Annotated in this window: 14 protein-coding genes; 12 read left to right on the top strand and 2 right to left on the bottom strand. The window is 59.9% G+C overall.

What is annotated here, in order from left to right:
* Positions 1-52 precede the first annotated feature (52 nt).
* A complete protein-coding gene (gene rne / locus HB680_RS18255; RefSeq protein ID WP_213939969.1) occupies positions 53-3,331 on the bottom strand; it encodes a ribonuclease E in 3,279 nt (1,092 codons plus the stop codon).
* 700 nt (positions 3,332-4,031) lie between these two features.
* Between rne and rluC the strand changes: the two genes are divergently transcribed.
* From rluC to sppA, 3 genes are read left to right on the top strand one after another with little or no spacing between them, the layout of a single operon-like run.
* A complete protein-coding gene (gene rluC / locus HB680_RS18250) occupies positions 4,032-4,994 on the top strand; it encodes a 23S rRNA pseudouridine(955/2504/2580) synthase RluC (RefSeq protein WP_054051763.1) in 963 nt (320 codons plus the stop codon).
* Positions 4,981-5,643 carry an HAD-IA family hydrolase gene (locus HB680_RS18245; protein ID WP_213939968.1) on the top strand — a complete coding sequence of 221 codons (663 nt, stop codon included), beginning with the start codon at positions 4,981-4,983 and terminating at the stop codon, positions 5,641-5,643. Before rluC ends, HB680_RS18245 begins: the two co-directional genes overlap by 14 nt.
* A gap of 24 nt (positions 5,644-5,667) precedes the next feature.
* The gene (gene sppA / locus HB680_RS18240; protein WP_213939967.1) at positions 5,668-6,657 is read left to right on the top strand and encodes a signal peptide peptidase SppA; all 990 of its coding nucleotides are present in this window, start codon (positions 5,668-5,670) and stop codon (positions 6,655-6,657) included.
* 145 nt (positions 6,658-6,802) lie between these two features.
* Here the strand turns inward: sppA and HB680_RS18235 are convergent, their stop codons facing one another.
* Positions 6,803-7,381, bottom strand: a complete 579-nt coding sequence (locus HB680_RS18235; protein WP_213939966.1) for a nucleoside triphosphate pyrophosphatase — start codon at positions 7,379-7,381, stop codon at positions 6,803-6,805.
* Between the two features lie 105 nt (positions 7,382-7,486).
* On the opposite strand from HB680_RS18235, the gene HB680_RS18230 reads away from it, so the two are divergent.
* From HB680_RS18230 to mltG, 9 genes are all read left to right on the top strand, one after another.
* Complete coding sequence (locus HB680_RS18230) at positions 7,487-8,014, top strand: YceD family protein (RefSeq protein ID WP_004371317.1); 528 nt, start codon at positions 7,487-7,489, stop codon at positions 8,012-8,014.
* 13 nt (positions 8,015-8,027) lie between these two features.
* A complete protein-coding gene (gene rpmF, locus HB680_RS18225; protein ID WP_008152339.1) occupies positions 8,028-8,210 on the top strand; it encodes a 50S ribosomal protein L32 in 183 nt (60 codons plus the stop codon).
* Positions 8,211-8,214: 4 nt separating this feature from the next.
* Positions 8,215-9,225, top strand: coding sequence for a phosphate acyltransferase PlsX (plsX, locus tag HB680_RS18220; RefSeq protein WP_256735577.1), 1,011 nt, complete (start codon positions 8,215-8,217; stop codon positions 9,223-9,225).
* Positions 9,226-9,350: 125 nt separating this feature from the next.
* A complete protein-coding gene (gene fabD / locus HB680_RS18215) occupies positions 9,351-10,289 on the top strand; it encodes an ACP S-malonyltransferase (RefSeq protein WP_213939965.1) in 939 nt (312 codons plus the stop codon).
* A 16-nt stretch (positions 10,290-10,305) separates the two neighbouring features.
* Positions 10,306-11,049 carry a 3-oxoacyl-ACP reductase FabG gene (gene fabG, locus HB680_RS18210; protein WP_213939964.1) on the top strand — a complete coding sequence of 248 codons (744 nt, stop codon included), beginning with the start codon at positions 10,306-10,308 and terminating at the stop codon, positions 11,047-11,049.
* Between the two features lie 191 nt (positions 11,050-11,240).
* Positions 11,241-11,477, top strand: a complete 237-nt coding sequence (acpP, locus tag HB680_RS18205) for an acyl carrier protein (RefSeq protein ID WP_003442511.1) — start codon at positions 11,241-11,243, stop codon at positions 11,475-11,477.
* Between the two features lie 108 nt (positions 11,478-11,585).
* On the top strand, positions 11,586-12,830 hold the full coding sequence (fabF, locus tag HB680_RS18200) for a beta-ketoacyl-ACP synthase II (RefSeq protein ID WP_213939963.1): 1,245 nt from the start codon (positions 11,586-11,588) through the stop codon (positions 12,828-12,830).
* Positions 12,830-13,645 (top strand): aminodeoxychorismate lyase, encoded by an 816-nt coding sequence (pabC, locus tag HB680_RS18195; protein WP_213939962.1) that lies wholly within the window; start codon positions 12,830-12,832, stop codon positions 13,643-13,645. Before fabF ends, pabC begins: the two co-directional genes overlap by 1 nt.
* 3 nt (positions 13,646-13,648) lie before the next feature.
* A complete protein-coding gene (gene mltG, locus HB680_RS18190) occupies positions 13,649-14,896 on the top strand; it encodes an endolytic transglycosylase MltG (RefSeq protein WP_213939961.1) in 1,248 nt (415 codons plus the stop codon).
* The last annotated feature ends 6 nt before the right edge of the window (positions 14,897-14,902 follow it).

Genomic DNA, 14,902 nt, shown 5'->3' with positions numbered 1-14,902 from the left:
AAAAAAAGCCCCGCCTGGATCACCAGACGGGGCTTTTTAGTGGCCGATGGAATCAGACGAGGGGTTTAGGCTCGTGCTCTTTTTCCAGGGCTTCTTCGTGTTGCTGTACCGCTTCCTGAACGGAGCGCGGAGCTTCGTCGATCACGGATTCAACCGGTTCGGCAGCAACTTCAGCCACCGGGGCAGGCGCTGCCTCGACGACTTCAGCCACAACCGGTGCTGGCTCGGCAACAGCCGGTGCAGCAGCGGCAGCCAGTTCGGCTTCTTTCTGCAGACGCTCGGCTTCACGCTTGCGGCGACGCACTTCACGCGGGTCGTTCGGCGCGCGGCCATTTTCGGTCAGGGCGCTGACAGGAGCGGCTTGTACCACCGGTGCAGCCACTTCGGCAACAACCGGGGCTTCAACCACCGGAGCAGGCTCGGCAGCAGCAACCACTGGCTCGGACACCATCGCTTCAGCGACCGGAGCCTCAACCGGAGCTTCAACGACTGGCGCTGGTGCTTCGACGACTGGCTCGGCGGCTACCGGCTCGGCAACCCAGTTGAACGCGGTTTGCTCTTCACGCACTTCGCGAACAACTTCGGTCACGGTTTCGGTCGATGTTTCGGCAACCGGTTCTGCTGCAACCGTTGGCTCGGCGATGAAAGCAGGCTCGGCAGCGACCTGAACTTCAGGCTGTGCTTCACGAACCGGTGCTACTTCAACTTCCGGAGCGGCTGTGGCTTCTACCGGGGTAGTCGCTTCAACGGCCGGCGCTTCTACCGGTGCAGTTTCCTGAACAGCAGCAGTGGCGCGTTCGGCTTGCTCGTGAGCCTGCGCTTCAGCCGGAGCGCTGATCACGGTGCTGGCAACGGCTGCGGTAACAGCCAGGCCGGCGGCCAGATCGGCAGCGCTTGGCGCTTCGTTGGTTTCGCTGGCTTCGTTACCTTCGGCGGACTCGGATTCTTCCGAACCTTCGATCACGTTGCCGTTGGCATCACGTTGACGCTCGCGACGGTTGCTGCGACGACGCTGGCCACGGGAGCGGCGGCGTGGACGATCGCCTTCGGCGCCTTCCTGACCGTCTTCCTGCAGTTGCTCTTCGCCGGTCAGCACTTCTTCTTCGGAAGCAGCGGTGGCAGCTTGTTCGGCACGTGGTTGACGCTCTTCACGCGGTGGGCGTGGGGCGCGTTCTTCACGTGGCTGACGGGCCGGACGCTCTTCAGCGGTCGCAGCAACGGCAGCGGCGGCGACTGGCGCAGCCGGGGCGGCATCCAGTGGCTCACGCAGTTCACGTACCGGACGCTCTTCGCGGTCGCCACGTGGCTTGCGGTCTTCACGTGGAGCGCGCGGTGCACGTTCTTCACGAGGGGCGCGTGGAGCGCGTTCTTCGCGAGCAACGACCGGAGTCGCGGTCTCTTCACGGGCTTCGCGTGGTTGACGCTCTTCGCGTGGCTCACGTGGTGCGCGTTCTTCACGCGGTGCACGTTCCTCACGAGGCTTGCGTTCTTCATCGCGGCGACCGTTACGGTTGCGGCTCTGCTGACGACCGTTGCGACGCTCTTCGTTACGGGCCGGACGTTCGCTGGTCGCTGGTTTTTCAACCACAACCGGAGCGGCAGGCTCTTCCTTGGTGGCGAACAGGCTGACCAGCGACTTCACCAGGCCTTTGAACAGGCTTGGCTCTGGCGCGGCGGCCGGTGCGGCAACCGGTGCGGCAGCGACGACTTCGGTCGGCACTGGCGCGTTGGCGCGGGCCGGAGCAGTCTTGACCGCGGCTTCCTGGCGAACCAGGGTGCGGGTCGCGGCGGCTGGCTGGACTTCTTCCACTTCGGCAGCGGCAGCAGCGATTTCGTAGCTGGACTGGTTGATGTGGGCTTCCGGGCTGTCATCACGCAGACGCTGAACTTCGAAGTGCGGCGTTTCGAGGTGATCGTTCGGCAGAATGACGATGCGGGCACGGGTGCGCAGTTCGATCTTGGTGATCGAGTTGCGTTTTTCGTTGAGCAGGAACGCGGCCACCGGGATCGGCACTTGGGCGCGAACTTCCGCGGTGCGGTCTTTCAGGGCTTCTTCTTCGATCAGACGCAGGATCGCCAGCGACAACGATTCAACGTCGCGGATGATGCCGGTGCCGTTGCAACGCGGGCAAACGATGCCGCTGCTTTCGCCCAAGGACGGACGCAGGCGTTGACGGGACATTTCCAGCAGACCGAAGCGCGAGATGCGACCGACTTGCACGCGAGCGCGGTCGGCTTCCAGGCATTCGCGGACTTTCTCTTCCACGGCGCGCTGGTTCTTGGCAGGGGTCATGTCGATGAAGTCGATGACGATCAGGCCGCCGATGTCGCGCAAGCGCAACTGACGGGCGATTTCTTCGGCGGCTTCAAGGTTGGTCTGCAGGGCAGTTTCTTCGATGTCGCTGCCTTTGGTGGCGCGCGCCGAGTTGATGTCGATGGACACCAGGGCTTCGGTCGGATCGATAACGATGGAGCCGCCGGAAGGCAGTTCGACTACGCGCTGGAAAGCGGTCTCGATCTGGCTTTCGATCTGGAAACGGTTGAACAGCGGAACGCTGTCTTCGTACAGCTTGATCTTGCTGGCGTACTGCGGCATCACCTGGCGGATGAAGGTCAGGGCTTCGTCCTGGGCTTCAACGCTGTCGATCAGCACTTCGCCGATGTCCTGGCGCAGGTAATCGCGGATGGCGCGGATGATCACGTTGCTTTCCTGGTAGATCAGGAATGGCGCGGAGCGATCCAGCGAGGCTTCTTTGATAGCGGTCCACAGTTGCAGCAGGTAATCGAGGTCCCACTGCATTTCTTCGCTGCTGCGGCCCAGGCCGGCAGTGCGCACGATCAGCCCCATGTCGGCCGGGGCAACCAGGCCGTTCAGGGCTTCACGCAGTTCGTTGCGCTCTTCACCTTCGATGCGACGGGAGATACCGCCGGCACGCGGGTTGTTCGGCATCAGAACGAGATAACGACCGGCCAGGCTGATGAAGGTGGTCAGGGCTGCGCCCTTGTTGCCACGTTCTTCTTTTTCGACCTGAACGATGACTTCCTGGCCTTCGGTCAGGACGTCCTTGATGTTGACGCGGCCTTCGGGGGCTTTCTTGAAGTATTCGCGGGAGATTTCTTTGAGGGGCAGGAAGCCGTGGCGCTCGGAGCCGAAATCGACAAAGGCAGCCTCAAGGCTTGGTTCGATGCGAGTAATCCGGCCTTTATAGATGTTGGCCTTCTTCTGCTCGCGTGCACCGGATTCGATGTCCAGGTCGTAGAGGCGTTGGCCATCTACCAGTGCAACACGCAACTCTTCGGGTTGGGTTGCGTTAATCAGCATTCTTTTCATGTAGTACCGTCGGTTTCCGGGCTGCCGGAAACGGCGTTCGGCACACACGACTTCTCACGGTCGGTGTCAGGTGCGTCAGGAGTGGTTGGACACTCCAGTGTCTAGCGATGGCGGCCAATGTGGGCCGGCGTCGCGACGTACGCGTCCTGCTTGCTGTGGCTACTTAAGCACTCAGTCAGGAGGAGGAATCAACCAGCGGCTGTGGACGAGATGAAGCGTCTTGATAAAGCCTATTGCTACACAGTCCAGCGGTTGTGCATCTCCACCCTACACGTATCCCTGATAATTCGGGTGCTGCCGCGCGCAGAATCCGCAGCGGGTTGGCATTTACCGTGAGCTCCGAAAGGGGAGGTCACGCATCATGGCTAATTTAGGCGTTGTTTCCGAAGCGTTCGCTCGGGGTCATTCGCAGCTGACTGCACTTTGTGAACTGGCCATGAATATTGGCTCGCAAGGCGAGTGAAAACTCTGCTTTGCCGCTTGATTCAGGCCTCATGTCACCTGCGCTCGTTACACCTGCAAACTCCACCGTTACGTAGCGAAAGCCCCGTAGGACGGCCTCGCGTCCTGGTGAATTGCGTTGGTCAGGGCCGGTTTTTGACCGTTAGTCCGCTGTCCAGGCCGCTTTTGGCGGCGTTCGCGACTATAGCAGCAATGATTAAGTGCTTCAATTCCATAAAAAATTGTTATCATCCGCGCCATGACGACTACCGCCCCCTCGACCCCAGCCGTACAACTGCTGGAGGTCTCGCCGGAATATGCCGGCCAACGTATTGATAACTTCCTTCTCGCTCGGCTCAAAGGCGTGCCCAAGACCTTGATTTACCGCATTTTGCGCAAAGGCGAAGTGCGAGTGAACAAAGGCCGGATCAAGCCCGAATACAAGCTGCAGGCGGGCGATATCGTGCGCGTGCCGCCGGTTCGCGTGCCTGAGCGCGACGAGCCGGTACCGCTGGCACAAGGCCTGCTCCAGCGCCTTGAAGCCTCGATTATCTTCGAAGACAAAGCCCTGATCGTGATCAACAAGCCTTGCGGCATTGCGGTTCACGGCGGCAGTGGCTTGACCTACGGCGTGATCGAAGCCTTTCGTCAGCTGCGTCCCGATTGCAAGGAGCTCGAACTGGTTCACCGCCTCGACCGTGACACCTCCGGCCTGCTGATGATCGCCAAAAAGCGCAGCATGTTGCGCCACTTGCACACGGCATTGCGCGGCGACGGTGTCGACAAGCGCTATATGGCGCTGGTCCGTGGTAACTGGGCGGCCTCGATCAAGCAAGTCCGTGCGTCGCTGGGCAAGAGCAATCTGCGCTCCGGTGAGCGCATGGTCGAGGTCGACGAGGAGGAGGGCAAGGAGTCGGTGACCGTGTTCAAGGTTCTGCGTCGTTTCGGCGATTTTGCCACCCTGATCGAAGCCAAGCCGATTACCGGCCGGACTCACCAGATCCGCGTCCACACCTTGCACGCCGGGCATTGCATTGCTGGCGATACCAAGTACGGCGATGACGATTTCAGCAAGGAAATTCGTGACCTGGGCGGCAAACGCCTGTTCCTCCACGCCTACATGCTGACCGTGCCGTTGCCTGATGGCGGCGAGCTCAAGTTGCAGGCGCCGGTCGACGAGATGTGGGCCAAGACCGTGGAGCGCCTGAGTGCACCCCTCTGATTACAAACTGCTGATTTTCGATTGGGACGGCACCTTGGCCGATTCCATTGGTCGGATTGTCGAGGCGATGCACGTCGCGTCCGAGCGCTCCGGTTTTCAATTGTGCGATGACTTTGCCGTCAAAGGCATTATCGGCCTGGGCTTGCCCGAGGCGATTCGCACGTTGTACCCGGACATCGGCGGCGACGAGCTGATAGCGTTCCGTCAGCACTACGCGGATCACTACATCGCCGCGGAGGCAGTGCCTTCGCCGCTGTTCGAAGGCGTGGTTGAGTCGATGGCTGCGTTTCGCGACGCGGGTTATCACTTGGCGGTCGCGACCGGCAAGGCGCGTCGCGGGCTGGATCGGGTGCTCAAGGCTCACGGCTGGGAAGATTATTTCGATATCACCCGTGCCGCCGATGAAACCGCCAGCAAGCCTCATCCGCTGATGCTGGAAGAGATTCTCGCCCATTGCGGCGTTGCGGCGCCGCAGGCGTTGATGGTCGGGGATTCGTCCTTCGACCTGCAAATGGCGCGCAACGCCGGGATGGATTCGGTTGCGGTCAGCTATGGCGCCCAGTCCATCGAGGCTCTGAAACTTTTTGAGCCGCGACTGGCCATTGATCATTTTTCTGAATTGCACGCGTGGTTGAATCAACGCACCTAATACATTTTTGCTGGGGTAGATGGAATGACCGACGAATGGAAAGCGCCTGACAAGTCGAGCGCTGACGGTGGTGACGAGAAGAGCTGGAAGCTGCTGGAAAAGACCTTGCTGGCAGGTGTGCAGGAACAACGCCGCTCCCGTCGCTGGGGGATTTTCTTCAAATTCCTGGCTTTTACGTATCTGTTCGTTGCGATGCTGTTGCTGTCGCCGCTGATCAGCATGGAAAAAAGCGCTACTCGTGGCTCGAATTACACGGCGGTGATTGATGTCACCGGCGTTATCGCTGACAAAGAGACTGCCAGCGCTGACAACATCGTCACCAGTCTGCGTGCCGCTTTCGAAGACGAGAAGGTCAAGGGCATCATCCTGCGGATCAACAGTCCCGGTGGCAGCCCTGTGCAGTCGGGTTACGTCTATGACGAGATTGGCCGTCTGCGTGCCTTGCATCCGAATATCAAGGTGTACGCCGTGATCTCGGACCTGGGGGCTTCCGGTGCTTATTACATTGCCAGTGCGGCGGATCAGATCTACGCCGACAAGGCGAGCCTGGTGGGTTCCATTGGCGTGACGGCGGCCGGCTACGGTTTTGTCGGTACCATGGAGAAGCTCGGTGTTGAGCGCCGTACCTACACCTCCGGCGAACACAAGTCCTTCCTGGACCCGTTCCAGCCACAGAAACCTGAGGAAACCCAGTTCTGGCAGGGCGTGCTCGACACCACTCACCAGCAGTTCATTGCCAGCGTGAAGAAGGGTCGTGGTGATCGTCTGAAGGACAAGGATCATCCGGAGCTGTTCTCCGGGCTGGTCTGGTCGGGCGAGCAGGCACTGCCACTGGGCTTGATCGATGGTCTGGGGAATACCAGTTCTGTCGCTCGCGATATCATTGGCGAGAAAGAAATCGTGGACTTCACCGTCCAGGAGTCGCCGCTTGATCGGTTCTCCAAGAAGCTCGGCGCCAGTGTGGCTGAGCAGATTGCGATGTGGATGGGGTTTCACGGTCCATCGTTGCGCTGATTGCTTGAGCGCATAAAAAAACCGGCTTCGGCCGGTTTTTTAACGTCAAAAGATCGCAGCCTCGTTTCACTCGACAGCTCCTACAGGAGATACGCATTTCAATGTAGGAGCTGTCGAGTGAAACGAGGCTGCGATCTTTTGATCTTCAAGGTATCTGCATACCTTCAGCCAGCAGCATATCGATCAGGCGAATCAGCGGCAGGCCGATCAGGCTGGTGGCGTCACGGCCTTCGGTCCTTTGAAACAGGCTCACCCCCAAACCTTCGGCCTTGAAGCTGCCAGCGCAGTCGTAGGGCTGTTCTGCGCGCAGGTAACGTTCGATGCGCGCCGGGTCGAGCGTGCGCATGTGTACGGTGAACGGCACGCAGTCGACCTGGCAGTGGCCGGTCTGGCTGTTGAGCAGTGCCAGGCCGGTCAGGAAGGTTACGCTGGCGCCGCTGGCGGCCATTAGCTGTTCGCGGGCCTTTTCGAACGTGTGCGGTTTGCCGATAATCCGCTCGCCGAGTACCGCGACCTGGTCTGAGCCGATGATCAGGTGCGCGGGATGGCTCTCGGCCAGCGCGCGGGCTTTCTCTTCGGCCAGGCGCTTTACCAGATTAATGGCGGACTCGTCCGGCCGATGGCTTTCATCGATATCCGGCGAGCGGCAGGTGAACTCAAGCTGCAAGCGGGCCAGCAATTCCCGGCGATAAACCGAGCTTGAAGCGAGTAATAAAGGCAGCATAGGCATCTCCAAAAGGCAGGGGCGAATTCTAGCGAGGCTTCCAAGTGACGGACAGGGCTGAATTTCCTTTGACATGGCTGGGTGCATCCCTATAATGCTGCGCCTATGTTGAATGACCCGATTCCACCTCACGTTGACCCGCGCAAATTGGCTGATCGTGGCACCACCCTTCAAGGTGAACTGCTGCTGGCCGATTTGGAGAGACTCTGCGACCCGCTTTCCGACACTGTCGGTACGGTGCAGGCTAAATTCGTTTTTGAACGAGATGAACGTAAGTCTGTGGTAATCCACAGCTTTATCGACACCGAAGTCAAAATGGTTTGCCAGCGTTGTCTTGAGCTGGTCACCCTGCCGATCCATAGCGAATGCAGTTACGCTGTGGTGAAGGAGGGTGCGAATACCCAGTCGTTACCGAAAGGTTATGACGTGCTGGAACTGGGCGAAGATCCATTGGATCTGCAGTCACTGATCGAGGAGGAGCTTCTGCTCGCCTTGCCCATTGTGCCTGCTCATCATCCGGAAGAATGCCAGCAGCCGGCGGGTCTCGATGAGCCCGAACCGAGCGAGGACGAGGTAACGCGGTCCAACCCGTTCAGTGTATTGGCGCAGTTAAAGCGTGACCCAAACGTTTAGGAGTTAATCAATTATGGCTGTTCAGCAGAACAAAAAATCCCGCTCTGCCCGTGACATGCGTCGTTCGCACGATGCCCTGACGGCAAGCACTCTGTCTGTAGAAAAAACCACCGGTGAAATTCACCTGCGTCACCACGTATCGCCAGAAGGCGTATACCGTGGCCGTAAAGTGATCGACAAGGGCGCTGACGAGTAATCACTTGTCTGCTCAAGTCATCGCGATTGACGCAATGGGCGGGGACTTCGGTCCCCGCAGCATTGTTCAGGCCAGCCTTGCTTGCCTGTCTGCTACGCCCTCGCTGCACCTGACCCTCGTCGGTCAACCTACCCTTTTAGAAGAACTGCTCTCCGGCCATTCGGCTGTGGATCGCGCGCGCCTGTCGATTACGCCGGCGTCCGAGGTCATCACCATGGACGAAAAACCGGCCCAGGCCTTGCGTGGCAAGCCTGATTCGTCGATGCGCGTGGCGCTTGAGCTGTTGCGTGATGGCAAGGTCCAGGCTTGCGTCAGCGCCGGCAATACCGGTGCACTGATGGCGTTGTCGCGGTTTGTGCTCAAGACCTTGCCGGGCATCGATCGGCCGGCGATGGTGGCGGCGATCCCGACCGAGAAGGGTTATTGCCAGTTGCTTGACCTCGGTGCCAACGTCGATTGCAGCGCGGAACACCTGTTGCAATTCGCGATCATGGGCTCGGTGGCGGCGCAAACCCTGGGGGTTGTTCGCCCACGGGTAGCCTTGCTGAACATCGGTACTGAAGACATCAAGGGCAATCAGCAGGTCAAGCTGGCGGCGACCTTGTTGCAGAGCGCCCGTGGCATCAACTACATCGGTTTTGTCGAAGGTGACGGTGTGTACCGCGGCGAGGCGGATGTGGTGGTGTGTGACGGCTTTGTCGGCAATATCCTGCTCAAGTCCAGCGAAGGCCTGGCGACCATGATTGCCGGGCGCATCGAAGCGTTGTTCAAGAAAAGCCTGGCCTCGCGGATGGTTGGTGCTCTGGCGTTGCCGTTGATGAAGCGCTTGCAGGCGGATCTGGCCCCGGCGCGACACAACGGCGCCAGCTTCCTCGGCTTGCAGGGCATTGTCGTGAAAAGCCACGGTTCGGCCGGGGTGCAGGGCTTTCAGAGTGCAATCCAGCGCGCGCTTATAGAGATCCAGGAAAACCTCCCGGAACGGCTTCACGGTCGTCTTGAGGATTTGTTGCCTTAGGCGTTTTCGTCGGACAATGCTTAAATGTGACCGCTCAGTTCAATTGGCCATCCAACTGTCAGTTTCTTGCGTCCCCCAAGCGGGACGTCAATTCTCCGACGACAAGATCATTAGGGGCTTGTTACATGTCTGCTTCCCTCGCATTCGTCTTTCCAGGACAGGGTTCGCAGTCCCTCGGCATGCTGGCCGAGTTGGGCGCGCAACATCCAGTGGTCCTCGAAACATTCAAAGAAGCATCCGATGCTCTGGGTTACGACCTGTGGGCACTGACCCAGCAAGGGCCGGAAGAGCAACTCAATCAAACCGATAAAACCCAGCCGGCCATTCTGACCGCCTCGATCGCCCTGTGGCGTCTGTGGCTGGCTGAGGGCGGCGCGCGTCCGGCTTACGTGGCCGGTCATAGCCTGGGCGAGTACAGCGCGCTTGTAGCAGCGGGCAGTCTGAGCCTGGGCGATGCGGTGAAACTGGTCGAGCGTCGTGGTCAGCTAATGCAGGAAGCCGTTCCTGCCGGGCAGGGCGGCATGGCCGCTATTCTCGGTCTGGAAGATGCTGATGTGCTGGCAGCCTGTGCTGAAGCGGCGCAAGGCGAAGTGGTCAGCGCCGTCAACTTCAACTCCCCGGGCCAGGTGGTTATCGCCGGCGCCAAGGCGGCGGTCGAACGCGCCATCGAAGGCTGCAAGGCCCGTGGCGCCAAGCGCGCCATGCCGTTGCCGGTCAGCGTGCCGTCCCACTGCGAACTGATGCGCCCGGCGGCCGAGCGGTTTGCCGAGTCCATCGCTGCCATCGACTGGCAGGTGCCGCAGATTCCGGTGGTGCAGAACGTCAGCGCTGCGGTGCCGGCCGATCTGGAAACCCTCAAGCGCGATCTGCTTGAGCAGCTCTACAAGCCTGTGCGCTGGGTCGAATCGATCCAGGCGCTGGCGGCCAAGGGCGCGACCCAACTGGTCGAGTGCGGTCCGGGCAAGGTGCTTGCCGGCCTGAACAAACGCTGCGCCGAAGGCGTATCGACATCCAACCTCAATACCCCAGACGCTTTCGCTGCCGCTCGCGCAGCGCTGGCCTGAATCAGGAGAAACTTGCATGAGTCTGCAAGGTAAAGTTGCACTGGTCACCGGTGCGAGCCGCGGTATCGGCCAGGCTATCGCCCTGGAGCTGGGTCGTGAAGGCGCCATCGTCATCGGCACCGCGACCTCCGCCTCTGGTGCCGAGCGCATCGCCGCTACCCTGAAAGAAAACGGTATCCAAGGCACTGGCCTGGAACTCAATGTCACCAGCGACGAATCCGTTGCAGCGGTGCTGGCGAGTATCACTGCGCAGTTCGGTGTCCCGGTAATCCTTGTCAACAATGCCGGCATCACCCGCGATAATCTGATGATGCGCATGAAAGACGACGAATGGAACGACGTCATCGATACCAACCTGAACAGTCTATTCCGCCTGTCCAAGGGTGTTTTGCGCGGCATGACCAAGGCCCGTTGGGGACGAATTATCAGTATTGGTTCGGTTGTGGGTGCCATGGGCAACGCAGGCCAAGTAAACTACGCAGCCGCCAAGGCCGGTCTGGAAGGTTTCAGCCGTGCACTGGCGCGTGAAGTCGGTTCGCGTTCGATTACGGTAAACTCGGTGGCTCCAGGGTTCATCGACACTGATATGACCCGCGAACTGCCCGAAGCACAGCGTGAAAGCTTGATAACGCAGATTCCGCTGGGTCGTCTGGGGCAAGCACAAGAGATTGCGTCTGTGGTCGCTTTTCTTGCATCCGACGGTGCGGCATACGTTACTGGGGCTACAATCCCGGTGAACGGCGGGATGTACATGAGTTAAATGTGACGGGTTGCTTCAAAAAAATGTCATACGAGCTGTCTAAAATCCGTTATAAAGCTGCAATCTATTTATAGGCAGAGGGTCCCAGGGTTTGAGGAGTGAAGCTTTCAGTTGAAAAACTGAAAAGTCTTTCTATACACTTACCCACTGGCCAGCTGCCTGAATTTGTCCATTAGGAGTGAAAACAAGGTATGAGCACCATCGAAGAGCGCGTCAAGAAAATCGTTGCTGAGCAACTGGGCGTTAAAGAAGAAGAAGTGGTCAACACTGCTTCCTTCGTTGAAGACCTGGGTGCCGACTCCCTTGACACCGTTGAGCTGGTGATGGCTCTGGAAGAGGAATTCGAGACCGAAATCCCTGACGAAGAAGCTGAGAAGATCACTACTGTACAAGCTGCAATCGATTACGTTACTAACCATCAGGCTTAATAGCTTGTAATCGTTGCTCGCTGTCATGGAAAAACCGCACTGCCATCACGGCGTGCGGTTTTTTCTTTAGGCCTGATGCAAAGTCGTCATTTGAAAAAGGAGAGTGCTGTGTCGCGTAGACGCGTCGTAGTCACCGGTATGGGTATGTTGTCGCCACTGGGCACGGATGTGCCGAGCAGTTGGCAGGGCATTCTGGCTGGCCGCAGTGGCATTGGTCTGATCGAACACACCGACCTTTCTGCCTATTCCACCCGCTTTGGCGGCTCGGTAAAGGGCTTCAATGTCGAGGAATACCTGTCGGTCAAGGAAGCCCGCAAGCTCGACCTGTTCATTCAATACGGTCTGGCCGCAGGGTTTCAGGCTGTGCGTAACTCCGGTCTGGAAGTCACTGACGCCAACCGTGAGCGCATCGGCGTGGCCATGGGTTCGGGTATTGGCGGTCTGACCAATATCGAAGAAACCAGCCGCACACTGCATGATTCCGGCCCTCGTCGAATTTCGCCGTTCTTCGTGCCTGGCTCGATCATCAATATGATTTCCGGTTTCCTGTCCATCCATCTGGGTGCACAGGGGCCTAACTACGCCATCGCCACCGCGTGTACCACCGGTACGCACTGCATCGGCATGGCGGCACGCAACATCATGTACGACGAAGCCGACGTGATGATTGCCGGCGGTGCCGAGATGGCCGCTTGCGGTCTGGGCATGGGTGGCTTCGGTGCCTCCCGTGCACTGTCGACCCGCAACGACGAGCCGACCCGCGCCAGCCGTCCATGGGACAAGGGCCGTGATGGCTTCGTTCTGTCCGATGGCGCCGGTGCGCTGGTGCTCGAAGAGCTGGAGCACGCCAAGGCTCGTGGCGCGACCATCTACGCCGAGCTGATCGGCTTTGGTACCAGTGGCGACGCGTTCCACATGACCTCGCCACCGGCTGACGGTGCAGGCGCTGCACGTTGCATCACCAATGCTCTGCGCGATGCGAAGATCAATGGCGACCAAGTCCAGTACATCAACGCCCACGGTACATCGACTTCGGCCGGCGACCTCGCCGAAGCCTGTGCGATCAAGACGGTGTTTGGTGATCACGCCTACAAACTGGCGGTCAGTTCGACCAAGTCCATGACCGGTCACCTGTTGGGTGCGGCGGGCGCGGTCGAGGCGATCTTCAGTGTGCTGGCGATCAACAGCCAGGTGGCGCCGCCGACCATCAACCTCGATGAGCCGGACGAAGGCTGCGACCTCGACTTCGTGCCGCACACCGCGCGCAACATGGATATCGATGTGGTGCTGTCCAACTCCTTCGGATTTGGCGGTACCAACGGCTCGCTGGTGTTCCGCCGGTTCGCTGACTGATGGACAGCTGGGTCGACGGTCAGCCGGCTGACGCTCTGTCGCTGAAGGATCGCGGCCTGGCTTACGGTGATGGTCTGTTCGAGACCATTGCCGTGCGCGGTGGGCAGCCGTTGTTGCTGGACCGGCATTTGTCACGCCTGGCGCAGGGTTGTTCACGCCTGGCGATCACTGCCGATCAGGAACTGATCCGCAGCGAACTGCTGACCTATGCCGCAGCGCTGGGCGAGGGCGTGCTCAAGCTCATCCTCACTCGTGGTGACAGCTTGCGCGGTTATGCCCCCGACCCTTCGGCCCAGGCTCGGCGCATTCTGCAAGGCAATCCTCCGGCTGCTTATCCTGCTGCGCATGCCGAGCAGGGCGTTCGATTGTTCCCTTGTGCCACACGCCTGTCCAACCAGCCATTGCTCGCTGGTCTCAAGCATTTGAATCGCCTGGAGCAGGTTATCGCCCGTTCCGAATGGCAAGACACCGAGCACACCGAAGGCCTGATGCTCGATCGGGTGGGTAGGGTGATTGAGGGCGTCTTCAGCAACCTGTTCCTGGTGCGCGATGGTGTACTGATCACTTCCGATCTCAAGCGCTGTGGCGTGGCCGGCGTGATGCGTGCCGAATTATTGTTTCAGGCTGAGTCGTTGGGGATCCCCACGCGAATCACTGACATCAGCCTCGATCAGTTGCAATGGGCCGATGAGGTCTTCGTCTGCAACAGCGTGTATGGCGTTTGGCCGGTGCGCGCCTATGCAGCACTGAGCTGGTCGGTTGGCCCGCTCACCCGTAAACTCCAAACCATTGCCCGCGCGCTACTGGATGCTTGATACGTGAGACGTAAACTCTTGCTGCTGCTGGAAACCGGATTGGTTCTGGCAGGGCTGCTGTCAGCCGCTTCGGCCTGGAAAATCCATTCGGCGCTGGAACAGCCGCTGAACATCACCCAGGAAGAACTGCTGGAAGTGCCCAAGGGCACGACACCGACCCGCACTTTCTATCGACTCGAAGCCGATGGCGTCATCAAGGATGCCTTCTGGTTGCGCGTCTATTGGCGCTTCAACCTGTCCACCACGCCGATTCATAGCGGCGAATACCGCATGCTGCCGGGTATGAACGTCAACGGCCTGATCGATTTGTGGAAGCGCGGCGAAGTGGTGCAGTACAACGTGACGCTGGTCGAAGGCTGGAACTTCCATCAGGTCCGCGCGGCACTGGCCAAGGATGACAAGCTCAAACAAACCCTGACCGGCCTGAGCGACACCCAAGTGATGGACAAGCTGGGCCACAGCGGGATTTTCCCTGAGGGCCGCTTCTTCCCGGACACCTACAGCTTCGTGCGCGGCATGACCGACGCCGAGCTGCTGAAAAAAGCCTATGAGCGCCTCGACGAGGTGTTGGCCAAGGAGTGGGAAAAACGCGCGGCTGACGTGCCCTACACCGAACCCTATCAGGCGCTGATCATGGCCTCGCTGGTGGAGAAGGAAACCGGCGTGCCGCAAGAGCGCGGGCAGATTGCCGGTGTGTTCGTGCGGCGCATGGCGATGGGCATGATGCTGCAGACTGATCCGACCGTGATCTACGGTCTGGGTGATCGCTACAACGGCAAGTTGACCCGCGCCCATCTCAAGGAAGCGACGCCGTACAACACCTACATGATTTCAGGCCTGCCGCCGACGCCGATTGCCATGGTCGGCCGCGAGGCGATCCATGCGGCGCTGAATCCGGTGGCCGGCAACAGTCTGTATTTTGTGGCTCGCGGTGACGGCAGCCACGTGTTCTCCGATGATCTGGATGCGCATAACTCGGCGGTCCGGGAGTTCCAGCTCAAGCGGCGTGCCGATTACCGCTCCAGCCCGGCACCGACTAACGGGGCTGTGACGCCGGAAGCCGAGACGCCGATTCCTGCCGCTTCACCCGATACCGCGCCCGAAGCGGTGCCGCCAGTGCCGGCGCAAGAACCGCCTCCGGCACCCGCACCCGCACCCGCACCCGCGCCGGAAGCCGTACCGCCAATGCCCGCGCAAGAACCCGTACCCGAACCGGATGCGCCGACGCCGGCACCGCAAAGCCCGCAATGACTCTGA

The sequence above is a fragment of the Pseudomonas sp. dw_612 genome (genome assembly GCF_018449725.1).
Lineage (GTDB): Bacteria > Pseudomonadota > Gammaproteobacteria > Pseudomonadales > Pseudomonadaceae > Aquipseudomonas.
Note: the sequence above shows the minus strand (reverse complement) of the source record. Positions and strands in the feature narration are given on the sequence as shown.